12 protein-coding genes are annotated in these 12,661 nt (G+C 52.8%); 4 read left to right on the top strand and 8 right to left on the bottom strand.

Features of this window, described 5'->3' with window-relative positions; genetic code table 11:
* Positions 1-27 precede the first annotated feature (27 nt).
* On the bottom strand, positions 28-930 hold the full coding sequence (locus K6K13_RS02215) for a LysR family transcriptional regulator (protein ID WP_222159361.1): 903 nt from the start codon (positions 928-930) through the stop codon (positions 28-30).
* Between the two features lie 108 nt (positions 931-1,038).
* Between K6K13_RS02215 and K6K13_RS02210 the strand changes: the two genes are divergently transcribed.
* Together K6K13_RS02210 and zur are read left to right on the top strand one after the other, a co-directional pair.
* Positions 1,039-1,740, top strand: coding sequence for a pirin family protein (locus K6K13_RS02210; protein ID WP_222159360.1), 702 nt, complete (start codon positions 1,039-1,041; stop codon positions 1,738-1,740).
* Between the two features lie 97 nt (positions 1,741-1,837).
* Entirely contained in the window at positions 1,838-2,359 is a 522-nt protein-coding gene (gene zur, locus K6K13_RS02205; RefSeq protein WP_222159359.1) for a zinc uptake transcriptional repressor Zur, read from the top strand.
* Between the two features lie 67 nt (positions 2,360-2,426).
* On the opposite strand, the gene lexA is transcribed toward zur, so the two are convergent.
* Both lexA and K6K13_RS02195 read right to left on the bottom strand, forming a co-directional pair.
* Positions 2,427-3,038: a transcriptional repressor LexA gene (gene lexA, locus K6K13_RS02200; protein WP_222159358.1), complete on the bottom strand. Its 612-nt coding sequence runs from the start codon at positions 3,036-3,038 to the stop codon at positions 2,427-2,429.
* A gap of 120 nt (positions 3,039-3,158) precedes the next feature.
* Positions 3,159-3,527 (bottom strand): diacylglycerol kinase, encoded by a 369-nt coding sequence (locus K6K13_RS02195; protein WP_222159357.1) that lies wholly within the window; start codon positions 3,525-3,527, stop codon positions 3,159-3,161.
* A gap of 128 nt (positions 3,528-3,655) precedes the next feature.
* On the opposite strand from K6K13_RS02195, the gene plsB reads away from it, so the two are divergent.
* Entirely contained in the window at positions 3,656-6,121 is a 2,466-nt protein-coding gene (gene plsB / locus K6K13_RS02190; protein ID WP_222159356.1) for a glycerol-3-phosphate 1-O-acyltransferase PlsB, read from the top strand.
* A gap of 85 nt (positions 6,122-6,206) precedes the next feature.
* On the opposite strand, the gene ubiA is transcribed toward plsB, so the two are convergent.
* The 5 genes from ubiA to K6K13_RS02165 all read right to left on the bottom strand — a co-directional run bounded on the left by ubiA (position 6,207) and on the right by K6K13_RS02165 (position 10,678).
* A complete protein-coding gene (ubiA, locus tag K6K13_RS02185) occupies positions 6,207-7,058 on the bottom strand; it encodes a 4-hydroxybenzoate octaprenyltransferase (RefSeq protein ID WP_434064591.1) in 852 nt (283 codons plus the stop codon).
* A 24-nt stretch (positions 7,059-7,082) separates the two neighbouring features.
* Positions 7,083-7,631: a chorismate lyase gene (gene ubiC / locus K6K13_RS02180; RefSeq protein ID WP_222159354.1), complete on the bottom strand. Its 549-nt coding sequence runs from the start codon at positions 7,629-7,631 to the stop codon at positions 7,083-7,085.
* A gap of 383 nt (positions 7,632-8,014) precedes the next feature.
* Positions 8,015-9,670 carry a chaperonin GroEL gene (gene groL / locus K6K13_RS02175; RefSeq protein WP_222159353.1) on the bottom strand — a complete coding sequence of 552 codons (1,656 nt, stop codon included), beginning with the start codon at positions 9,668-9,670 and terminating at the stop codon, positions 8,015-8,017.
* Positions 9,671-9,705: 35 nt separating this feature from the next.
* Entirely contained in the window at positions 9,706-9,999 is a 294-nt protein-coding gene (locus K6K13_RS02170; RefSeq protein ID WP_195312573.1) for a co-chaperone GroES, read from the bottom strand.
* A 208-nt stretch (positions 10,000-10,207) separates the two neighbouring features.
* The gene (locus K6K13_RS02165; RefSeq protein ID WP_222159352.1) at positions 10,208-10,678 is read right to left on the bottom strand and encodes an FxsA family protein; all 471 of its coding nucleotides are present in this window, start codon (positions 10,676-10,678) and stop codon (positions 10,208-10,210) included.
* 499 nt (positions 10,679-11,177) lie between these two features.
* On the opposite strand from K6K13_RS02165, the gene aspA reads away from it, so the two are divergent.
* Positions 11,178-12,617: an aspartate ammonia-lyase gene (gene aspA, locus K6K13_RS02160; RefSeq protein ID WP_222159351.1), complete on the top strand. Its 1,440-nt coding sequence runs from the start codon at positions 11,178-11,180 to the stop codon at positions 12,615-12,617.
* Positions 12,618-12,661: the final 44 nt, after the last annotated feature.

Genomic DNA, 12,661 nt, shown 5'->3' with positions numbered 1-12,661 from the left:
CAGTAACAGACCGTCGCGAGTATCACCTCACGCCTGGTTCAGCGCTTTGGGCAATTCGCGCAAGAACCAGGATTTTGCCTCGCCCATGCTGTCACGACGCCAGGCCATGATAATCTGGCTCTCCATGGAATATTCCGGGCTGACAACCCGCAAGCGCCCTTCAGCAATATCCTGGGCGACCATCGGATAAGGCATGGTCGCCACGCCCAATCCCGCCAATAGCGCACGGCGTTTATCATCAATAGAACTCACCGTTAAACGCTGCTGCTTATCCAGCAGTTGCACCATTAATACCGGGCGTTCGCGCGCGGTATCCGCCACGGCGATCCCGCGATATTTAATGCGTGTCACATCCGACAGCGGCTCAGGCTCCTGATGAATAGGGTGATCCGGACTGGCGACGTAAACGTTGTTCATGGTGTATAGCTTGCGCGTATTCACTTCAGACGAAGCGCGAAAGTGCATATCAGGCGCAATCACGATATCGGCCCGCCCCTGCTCCAAACGCTCCCAGGCACCGGCCAGCACCTCGGTCAGCAATGACACCTGGGTATTGGCCTTCAGCGCCAGCTTATCCAACAGGGGAAACAATTTCTCGGTGGGGATCAGCGCTTCAACGACAATGGTAATATGGGTTTCCCAGCCACGCGCCAGCGCTTCCGCATCAGTGGTCAGTTTATCGGCAGCTTCAAGCAGGATTCGCCCCCGTTCGAGCAACATACGCCCCACGTTGGTAAATTTTGTGCGATGCCCTGAGCGATCAAAAAGCACGACGTCGAGCTCTTCTTCCAGCTTCTGCATGGTGTAGGTGTAGCTCAGCGCCGACGGCACGCGCCCCAACTCATCAGCCGCTGCCGCAAAGCTGCCACGGCGATCGATGGCATCCATCACTCGCAGCGCTTCCAGCGTTAATGCCCGTTCTTTTGCCATTTATTCACTCATTCAGGAATTTTGAATATACCGACCAGATTAACTAGCTAACAATCCAACGTCCACACAATTACTATTTGTTTAGTGTAATTTTTGAGGTTCAGAACCATGATCATATGCAGAACAGCGGAACAGTGCGGTCAAGCTGACTACGGCTGGCTGCAAGCGCGCTACACCTTCTCCTTCGGCCATTATTTCGATCCTGAGCTGTTAGGCTTTGCCTCACTGCGCGTGCTGAATCAGGAAGTCCTCAAGCCTGGCTCGGCATTTCAGCCACGCACCTACCCGCAGGTCGATATTTTAAATATTCTGCTGCAAGGTGAAGCGGAATATCGCGACAGCAACGGAGGCCATATCCGCGCAAAAGCGGGCGACGTCCTGTTATTAGCCGCACAGCCTGCGGTGAGTTACAGCGAGCACAGTATCAGCGATACCACGCCGCTGACACGTTTGCAGTTGTGGTTCAATGCCTGCCCGTCGCGGGAAAACAGCGCGCTGCAACGGCTTGCACTGTGCGATACAAAGGTCAAGCTGCTCGCCTCACCGGAAGGTGAAAACAGCAGCCTGCAACTTCGCCAGCAGGTTTGGGTACACCATCTGCAATTGGACGAAGGCGAACAGCACACGTTTACGCTCAACGGCAACCGCGCCTATTTTCAGGTGATTCACGGTGCAATGGAAGCCATGACGCCGCAAGAGAACGCAGCGATGTTACAGTGTGGAGACGGCGCCTTCATTCAGCAGGAAAAACAGCTGACTATCCGCGCCAAAGCCCCGCTGCGTGCGCTGCTTATCGATCTGGTTGCCTGAGGCGCATTAAACCCACTGATGGATTATCACAGCGCGATCCATGCCTTACATGGTAAGATGAACAACATGTTCATCATCATGCGGTAGGATCAGGCCAATGGATTCAAGCGACCAAGACAAACTCCTCGCCCAGGCGGAAAGTATTTGCCAACAGCGCAACGTACGCCTTACGCCACAGCGACTCGAAGTGCTTCGGCTGATGGCGCAGCAACACGGCGCGATCAGTGCGTACGATCTGTTGGATCTGCTGCGCGCTTCAGAACCGCAAGCCAAGCCCCCTACCGTCTATCGCGCACTGGATTTTCTGCTGGAGCAAGGGTTTATCCACCGCGTGGAATCGACCAACAGCTATGTCATGTGTCACCACATTGAAGAGCATAGCCATACTTCAGCGCTGTTTATTTGCGATCGCTGCGGACAAGTGACAGAACGTCAGACGGAAGGCATTGAAGCCATTCTTCAGCAATTGGCACAAAGCGCCAATTTTACGCTGCGCCACAGCGTGGTAGAAGCGCATGGCCTGTGCGAGGCCTGTCAGGAAGTGGCTGATTGCCGTGAACACGGGCACTGCCACCACGACCATACGGTGCCCATCAAAAATGCGAAACCTGGTCGTTGATCTGAGCGTGCATCACGTCCCCGACAAGGCTTTTCCTGAACAGAAGCGCCCTGTCGGTTAACGGGATTTAACTCCACTCACCGTTACGGATAACGCCGACGGCCAGCCCTTCGATACTGAAGCTCTGCTCACGCAAATCAACCACGATGGGAGCAAAGGCCTCATTCTCCGCCAGAAGTTGTACGGTATTACCTTGACGCTTCAAGCGCTTAACCGTCACTTCATCTTCGATGCGCGCCACCACTACCTGTCCGTTACGCACTTCTTGCGTTTTATGCACGGCAAGCAAATCGCCGTCCAGTATCCCGATGTCCTTCATCGACATACCGCTGACGCGCAGCAGAAAGTCTGCGTGCGGCTTGAACATGGCCGGATCGACCTGATAGTGGCACTCGATGTATTCTTGCGCCAGCAACGGTTCACCGGCCGCAACACGACCAATCAGCGGCAGACCGGCATTTTCTTCTTCCATCAGCAGGCGGATCCCGCGTGATGCACCGGAGACGATTTCAATTACGCCTTTACGCGCCAGCGCCTTCAGATGCTCCTCCGCCGCGTTAGGTGAGCGGAAACCCAGTCGCTGGGCAATCTCAGCACGCGTTGGCGGCATGCCGGACTGCGCAATATGATCGCGAATCAGATCATAGACCTGCTGCTGTCTGGTTGTTAATGCTTTCATCCCGCCCCCTGGTTGTTTATACAGTTTATCTGTGAGTATATACAGGTCATCGCGGCTTGGGAATGACAGAGAGGCAAATAGCCGTGTTTTTATGAGCATTGCCCCAAAATCATGCTGAAATCACCCCAGAACCAGAGGCCAGAGAATGCTGACCCAGACAATGGCGGCAAAGACCAAGGCCACAAACACAGCCGCCGATCCGATATCCTTGGCGCGCCCGGACAGTTCATGGTGCTCCGTCCCCACGCGATCGACAACGGCCTCAATCGCGCTGTTGACTAACTCCATCAGCACCACTACCACCACCACGCCAATCAGCAATAGCCGCTCCAGCAGTGACACGGGGAGCCAACACGCAACCAGCACCGCTACCACCAGCAGCATCAGTTCTTGCCGAAATGCAGCTTCGTGCTGCCATGCCTGTTTCAGCCCTTTGAGAGAGTACCCGGTTGCCTTGATAATCCGAGTTACCCCGGTAGCCTTATTCATGTTTTTTCACCCGTTTATCAGAGATTTTTTGCAATTTTCCCGTAACACCGTTGTCTCACACCACAGATCTCCCGTGTACTTTCTGGTATCCTTGCGGCGCATTGCTACTCATGAGGCTTCTGGTTGTTATGTCCGGCTGGCGTAAAATTTACTATAAATTACTGAATTTCGCACTTAAATTGTTAGTGAAAAGCAAGATAATTCCTAACGATCCCGTGGCGGAGTTAGGGCTAGATCCGTCTCGCCCCATCCTTTATGTGCTGCCCTATAACTCACAGGCGGATTTACTGACGCTGCGCGCAAAATGCCAAGCTTTAGAACTGCCCGATCCGCTGGAACCGACTGAAATTGACGGTGTATCACTGCCCAGCCACGTGTTTATTAACGATGGTCCGCGCGTGTTCCGCTATTACACGCCCAAGCAGGAATCCGTCAAACTGTTCCATGATTATCTGGATCTGCACCGCAACAATCCCTATCTCGATGTACAGATGGTGCCCGTTTCTGTCATGTTTGGCCGCTCTCCGGGCCGCGAAGGACAGCACGGCGCGACGCCGCACCTGCGTCTGTTGAATGGCATTGAGAAGTTTTTTGCGGTGATCTGGCTGGGACGCGACAGCTTTGTGCGCTTCTCCAGCATCGTGTCGCTGCGCCACATGGCCACCGAACACGGCACAGACAAAACCATAGCGCACAAACTGGCGCGTGTCGCCCGCATGCACTTTGCCCGTCAGCGTCTGGCCGCCGTTGGTCCACGCTTGCCAGTACGTCAGGAGTTATTCCATAAGCTGCTGGATTCTAAGGCCATCAAGAAAGCCGTTGAAGATGAGGCACGCAGCAAGAAAATCTCCCATGAGAAAGCGCAGCAAAATGCCATCGCCCTGATGGAAGAGATCGCCGCGGACTTCTCTTATGAAGCCGTGCGACTTTCCGATCGCATTCTGAGCTGGACCTGGAACCGCCTGTATCAAGGCATCAACGTGCATAATGCCGAGCGCGTGCGCCAGTTGGCACAGGATGGCCATGAACTGGTTTACGTGCCTTGTCACCGTAGCCACATGGACTACCTGCTGCTTTCTTATGTGCTGTATCATCAAGGTCTGGTTCCTCCCCATATCGCGGCCGGCATCAACCTGAATTTCTGGCCCGCAGGCCCGATTTTCCGCCGCCTGGGGGCTTTCTTTATTCGCCGGACCTTCAAAGGCAACAAGCTCTACTCCACCATTTTCCGCGAATATCTCGGCGAGCTGTTCTCACGCGGCTACTCCGTTGAGTACTTTATGGAAGGGGGACGTTCGCGCACGGGTCGATTGCTGGAGCCCAAGACCGGCACGCTGGCCATGACCCTTCAGGCGATGCTGCGCGGCGGTACCCGCCCTATCACGCTGGTGCCGATTTATGTGGGTTATGAGCATGTGATGGAAGTGGGCACCTATGCGAAAGAGCTGCGCGGTGCCACCAAAGAGAAAGAGGGCTTCATGCAGATGGTGCGCGGGTTACGCAAACTGCGCAACCTGGGGCAAGGCTATGTGAATTTTGGCGAACCGCTGTCTTTGACGCCTTACCTCAACCACCATGTGCCGCAGTGGCGCGAAACTATCGATCCGATTGAAGCGCAGCGCCCTACCTGGCTCACGCCTACCGTGCAGGATATTGCCGATATCATCATGGTGCGCATTAACAATGCTGCCGCTGCGAACGCCATGAACCTGTGCTCCACGGCATTGTTGGCGTCACGTCAGCGCGCGCTGACCCGTGAGCAAATGCATGAGCAGCTGGACTGCTATTTGCAACTGCTGCGCAATGTACCTTACAGCAAAGATGTTACCGCACCGAAAAAGACCGCGCCGGAACTGCTGGAACACGCGCTGGCGATGAATAAATTCGAAGTCGAGCAAGACAATATTGGCGAGATCATCATTCTGCCGCGTGAACAGGCCGTGTTGATGACTTATTATCGCAATAACATCCAGCACTTGCTGGTGCTGCCATCGATGATTGCCAGTATTGTCATGCACCGCGGGAGGATCACGCCGGATGAGTTAACACGACAGATGTCGTTGATTTACCCATTAATTCAAGCCGAACTGTTCTTGCATTACAGCAAAGAAGCGCTGCCTGTCGTCATTGAAACGTTGACCGCTGAGCTGGTGCGTCAGGAACTGATCGTCATCAAGCAAGATACGCTGGTGCTGAATCCACTGCGTATTCGCACACTCCAACTGCTGGCCGCCGGCGTGCGGGAAACCCTGCAACGTTACGCAATTACGCTGTCATTACTCGGCGCTAATCCGGAAATGAACCGCGGTACGTTGGAAAAAGAGAGCCGCAATATGGCGCAGCGACTGTCCGTGCTGCATGGCATTAACGCGCCGGAGTTCTTTGATAAGGCGGTGTTCTCAACGCTGGTTGCCACGCTGCGTCAAGAGGGTTACATCAGCGACAGCAGCAGCGTGGATACGCGCAATACCTTGGAACTCTACCGCATTCTTAGCGATTTGATCACACCGGAAGTTCGGTTGACGATTGAAAGTGCCAGCACGCCGGCCAGCGCAGAATCGGAAGACGAGAAGCAGGAAGTAATGCAAGAGTAAGCAGCGCAAGCGTAGTGTTACGCTACTGCGCGGTTTATTGCCGCTTTACTCCGGCATCACACGCCCTGTGTGATGCCGGGGACCATCACAGCCCCAGCACAATCCCCGCAAAAAACACCATCCCTACAAAGTTATTGTTGTGGAACGCACGGAAACAAGCATCACACTCACGCCCGGCGGTCAGCCATTGCTGATAGCCGAACAGGCCCGCCGCCATCAGAACGCTGAGGTAAAATACCGCCCCCAGTTTCATCTGCATGCCTAGCACCACCATCAACGCCAGCATGCTTGCCTGCAACAAGCCGATGATCAAGGTATAAAAGCGCCCGAACAGAATCGCGGTGGATTTAATGCCGATTTTGAGGTCATCATCGCGATCGACCATGGCATATTGCGTGTCATAGGCGACAGTCCAGCAGATGTAGGCTAAAAACATAATCCAAGCGCTGGCCGGCAGGGATTCGCTAACGGCAGCATAGGCCATGGGGATCGACCAGCCAAATGCCGCACCCAACACAAACTGCGGCAGGTGGCTGACGCGTTTCATGAAGGGGTATATCCATGCCAATGCCAACGCCGCCACGGAGAGCCAAATGGTCATGCGATTCAATGTCAGCACCAGCGCAAACGCCATCAGCACCAGAACAACAAACAGCACTTTTGCCGACTGCTCGCTCACCAAGCCGCTGGGTAAGGGACGAGACGCGGTACGTTTTACATGCCCATCAAAATGGCGGTCAGCGTAATCATTGATCACACAGCCTGCCGCACGCATCAGAAATACCCCCGCGACGAAGACCAACAGCGTCCACGGTCTCGGTACGCCACCACCCGCCAACCATAATGCCCAGAGGGTTGGCCAGAGCAACAGCAGGGAACCAATCGGCTTATCAATTCGCATTAACCGACAATAAGCGCCCCATTTTCCCGCTGTCATACTTCGTTCCAACGTCATTTCTCCTTAACGGTTACCCTGATCAACGCCTTGAAAATGATACGCAGGCGACGAGGGCAAAAACAATTCTGTCAGCAGTATTGGCTGATTAAACAAACGCAGGCGGGATCGCCGAGCCCACAGGTTTTCACAGCGTCCAATGTGAATGTAATCGCGTTGCAGGGAATCCTGTTTGAACAGATAGCGCCCAAGCGGTGTATCACCAAGCGTTGTCAACGCCGACACCGAGGTGTCCAGGGCCGAGGGCGGAATCAAGGTTCTGGCGGCCACCCAGGGCTGTCCATCACCGTAGATTATCACCTCTCGCAACCAATAACGCGCGCTGTCTGGTAACTCACGCTGTTCATCACCCAGCATCTCAGTCGCAATGTAATCATTATAGTACGGCACCACCGTCAACTGCGTGCAATGTCGTTCCAGCCGCTTCGTCATTGAACCGGTCTCTTTTAGCCAGGTATCGACGGGGGATGGCAACGCCATCGGCGTTTCTTTTAACCAATCGGTCGCGTGCAACCATTCAATGGTGCGCAGCAGTGTTAGCGCTGCATCGGACATATCCCTACTCCAATGGTGGCTGTTGATGCATGACGATGGCCTCGATACCGTTGCGATATGTTGCACTCTCATAATTCACGCCGGTAGCGTCAGTCTTGCTCGCCGGGTTTGGTGAAATGCATACTGCGGTACCTATTGTAGCGCACACCCATCACGCCTCGGCACACCCCGCCACCGTTGAGTGCGCAATATGATAACATTTTTTTAATCTTTGACAGCGGGCAGGCAAGATTTGATCGCCATTTGCTCAGAAAAAAAACGAAAACAGGGACATAGAAAAAACACTATCTGGCGATATACCAGATAGTGTTCATGTTGAGCCTAATAGCGTGTTGATGCTATCTATCCGGGCCTCAGCGCAACGCGCCTGTGCCCGGCGTTGATTACATCATGCCGCCCATACCACCCATACCGCCCATGCCACCCATACCGCCAGCAGCACCTAAGTCGCCTTTATCTTCTTTCGGCAGCTCGGTCACCATACATTCGGTGGTGATCATCAGGCCAGCAATGGATGCAGCATATTGCAGTGCAGAACGGGTTACTTTGGTCGGATCCAAAATACCCATGTCGATCATGTTGCCGTAAGCTTCTGTTGCGGCGTTGTAACCGTAGTTACCTTCGCCTGCTTTCACGTTGTTAGCCACAACGGAAGGTTCTTCGCCGGCATTTTCCACGATTTGACGCAGTGGTGCTTCCATTGCGCGCAGCGCAACACGAATACCGACGTTCTGATCTTCGTTTTCAGCTTGCAGATTGCGAATGGCATTAGCTACGCGAATCAGCGCCACACCACCACCGGCAACCACGCCTTCTTCAACGGCAGCACGGGTAGCGTGCAGCGCATCTTCAACGCGTGCTTTCTTCTCTTTCATTTCCACTTCAGTGGCCGCGCCAACCTTAATAACGGCAACGCCGCCTGCCAGTTTAGCAACGCGTTCTTGCAGTTTTTCGCGATCGTAATCAGAAGTTGCGTCTTCGATCTGCTGACGAATCTGGCCAACACGACCTTGAATAACCACTTCATCACCCACACCGTCGATGATGATGGTGGTGTCTTTATTGATCACAACGCGTTTTGCCTGACCCAGGTCTTCCAGCGTGGCTTTTTCCAGTTCCAGACCGATCTCTTCAGAGATAACAGTACCGGCAGTCAGGGTTGCGATATCTTGCAGCATGGCTTTACGACGATCGCCGAAGCCCGGTGCTTTCACCGCGGCAACTTTAACGATACCGCGTATGGTGTTCACCACCAGCGTCGCCAACGCTTCACCTTCAACATCTTCTGCAATGATCAGCAGCGGTTTGCCTGCTTTGGCAACAGCTTCCAGCACTGGCAGCATTTCACGGATGTTGGAGATCTTTTTGTCAGCCAGCAGGATGAACGGGCTTTCCAGCTCAACGGAACCGGTTTCCGGTTTGTTGATGAAATACGGGGAGAGATAACCGCGATCGAACTGCATCCCTTCCACAACGGCCAGTTCATCTTGTAAGCCGGAGCCTTCTTCTACAGTGATAACGCCTTCTTTGCCCACTTTTTCCATGGCTTCAGCGATCAGTTTACCGACTGTGTCATCAGAGTTGGCAGAGATGGTACCGACCTGAGCAATGGCTTTGGTATCAGCACAAGGTACGGACAGTTTTTTCAGTTCTTCAACCGCAGCGATAACCGCTTTATCGATACCGCGTTTCAGATCCATCGGGTTCATGCCAGCAGCAACGGCCTTCAGACCTTCATTAACGATAGACTGTGCCAGTACGGTTGCCGTGGTGGTGCCGTCGCCCGCCGCGTCGTTCGCTTTGGAGGCCACTTCTTTCACCATCTGCGCGCCCATGTTTTCGAACTTGTCTTCCAGTTCGATTTCACGCGCTACGGACACACCGTCTTTGGTAATGACTGGAGAACCAAAAGATTTATCCAGAACGACGTTACGGCCTTTCGGGCCTAAGGTCACTTTTACTGCGTTAGCAAGCACGTTCACGCCGCGCAGCATTTTTACGCGCGCGTCATTGCCGAATTTTACGTCTTTAGCTGCCATGGTTTATTTCCCTTAAATTCGTTCGATTCAGATGATTACGCTTCAACAATCGCCAGGATGTCGCTTTCAGACATGATCAGGACTTCTTCGTTGTCGATCTTCTCAGCTTTCACGCCATAGCCATCATTGAAAATGACGATATCGCCAACTTTCACATCCAGCGGTTTTACGTCGCCGTTTTCCAGAATGCGACCATGGCCCACTGCCAGTACTTCACCACGGGTAGATTTAGCCGCAGCAGAACCGGTCAGAACAATACCGCCAGCAGATTTGGACTCGACTTCTTTACGCTTGACGATCACGCGGTCATGCAATGGACGAATTTTCATTGATAGCTCTCCTTTGATAAAGTCCATATCAGTTTGGGATTAACACCGGGTACATTCTCATACCCGCCTTGTGCATTTCTAAGTGGGGACGATTCGCTTCCCTTCAAGGGAGAAAAAGGTTTTTTTTTGCGATAGCGATGAAAATTTGATGAAGTGAAATTTAAAAAAGATAAAAAACATACAGTTAAAATCTTTTTCTCAACCAACATCATTTGTCTTGATCATCTTTATGTTCGAGGTTCTTGCGCTCGTCATCTTTGCGGTAGAACTCACCGTCAAAGGTATTACCGTTACTGCCGGACGAGGTCGTACCAGCGCCGCGCCAAATGTGCAGATGGGGCATCAGTTTGACCGTCAAGCGCTTTTGCACCGGGGGCAACAGCAGCAGCAATCCGAGGAAGTCGGTGAAAAAACCGGGCAGCAGCAGCAAAAAACCCGCTAATACCAGCGATACGCTTTTGACCATCTCCGCCGCTGGGCTCTCTCCTGCCGCGATTTTCTGCTGCATTTGAATAAACGTTTTCACGCCCTGATTGCGCACCAGAGAAACGCCAATACAGGAGGTGAACACCACCAGCAGCAACGTCACCGCGACGCCCAGCACTTCCGCAACACGGATGAACAGCGAAATTTCAATGTAGGCAAAAAGAAAGAGTAGGAATAGCGGTAACCAGCACACTGGATTCTCCTGATTTATTTAACTAATTGTTTTAAAGGAAACTAATACGAACGATGCCCGCCTGATTGACAGGCTGCCGTCATCTGTTGTGTATCCGGCCATCATGAAGACATATCACCAGAGATCCTACATCAACCCTTATAATTTAATGAAGTGGTAGCGCAAGCGAGCATTTTCAACCTGTAGACAGAAATTTCATTGCGCAATAATCACCCGTGACGACTATCACAATTTATTTACTTTATTAATTACCTATCTTCATTGAGTGATCGAAACTACGCTTTTGGGATTCTATACAATATATCATCACTCCAGCGGAGGCAGATATGGTCAATCGTTCTGCAACTGTTGCCTGTGGTGATACATTTTGTGGTAACACCATCGTGATAATAACTCGCATTTATTGGCACGATTATTTGTTAACACGCTTTTTTGTTAACGCCAAGGTGGTTAGCAAAACGCGTTCTCATCAAGTTGCAGGATTCAAGAGAAGGCTCTCATGTCAGACAACATCCGTATTGAAGAAGACCTGTTAGGTACCCGTGAAGTTCCCGCCGATGCCTACTATGGCATTCATACCCTGCGGGCAATTGAAAATTTCTACATCAGCAACCACAAAATCAGCGATATCCCCGAATTCGTGCGTGGCATGGTGATGGTCAAAAAGGCTGCTGCTCTGGCAAACCGCGAGTTGAAAACCATTCCCCGACCGATTGCCGATACCATTATCCGTGCCTGCGATGAAGTGTTGAACAACGGCAAATGCATGGACCAGTTCCCGGTTGATGTGTATCAGGGCGGCGCGGGCACCTCGGTAAACATGAACACCAACGAAGTGCTGGCTAATATTGGCCTGGAGCTGATGGGCCATAACAAAGGCGAATACCAGTACCTTAAACCTAACGATCATCTGAACAAGTGCCAGTCTACCAACGATGCCTACCCTACGGGCTTTCGTATTGCGGTGTACAGCGCCATCCTGACGCTGATAGAGGCCATCACCCAGTTGGCTGACGGCTTCGAGCGCAAAGCCAAAGAATTTGAAACCATCCTGAAGATGGGCCGTACCCAGTTGCAGGATGCGGTGCCGATGACGCTAGGCCAGGAATTCCACGCCTTCTATGTGTTGCTGAAAGAAGAGAACAAAAACCTGCTGCGCACCGGTGAATTGCTGCTGGAAGTGAATCTGGGCGCAACGGCCATTGGCACACGGTTAAACACACCGGACGGTTACCAACAGTTAGCCGTGCAGCGTCTGGCGGAAGTGAGTGGACTGCCCTGCGTGCCGGCTGAGGATTTGATTGAAGCAACTTCTGACTGCGGCGCTTACGTGATGGTGCACGGCGCGCTGAAACGTCTGGCGGTGAAGATGTCGAAAATCTGTAATGACCTTAGGCTGCTTTCTTCCGGTCCGCGCGCTGGCCTCAATGAAATCAACCTGCCGGAATTGCAGGCGGGTTCTTCCATTATGCCCGCCAAAGTCAATCCGGTGGTGCCGGAAGTGGTCAATCAGGTGTGCTTCAAGGTGATCGGCAACGACACTTGCGTCACCATGGCCTCTGAAGCAGGTCAGTTGCAGCTTAACGTGATGGAGCCGGTCATTGGTCAGGCGATGTTCGAATCGATCCACATCCTCACCAACGCCTGCCACAACCTGCTGGAAAAATGCGTTAACGGCATCACCGCCAACAAAGCGGTATGCGAAGCCTATGTTTTCAACTCCATCGGCATTGTGACTTACCTCAACCCGTTTATTGGCCACCACAATGGCGATATTGTCGGCAAGATTTGTGCTGAAACCGGTAAGAGCGTGCGTGAAGTGGTGCTGGAGCGCGGTCTTCTGACCGAAAGTGAGCTGGATGACATTTTCTCGGTACAAAACCTGATGCACCCAGCCTACAAGGCCAAACGTTACACGGATGATAACGACGCGTCTTAAGCGTCCGATCGGCTAACTCAGCGCGCCTCGCCATCGGGCGCGCT

The sequence above is a fragment of the Symbiopectobacterium purcellii genome (genome assembly GCF_019797845.1).
Taxonomy (GTDB): domain Bacteria; phylum Pseudomonadota; class Gammaproteobacteria; order Enterobacterales; family Enterobacteriaceae; genus Symbiopectobacterium; species Symbiopectobacterium purcellii.
The sequence above is the reverse complement of the archived record's forward strand: the minus strand, read 5'-3'. Positions and strand labels throughout refer to the sequence as shown.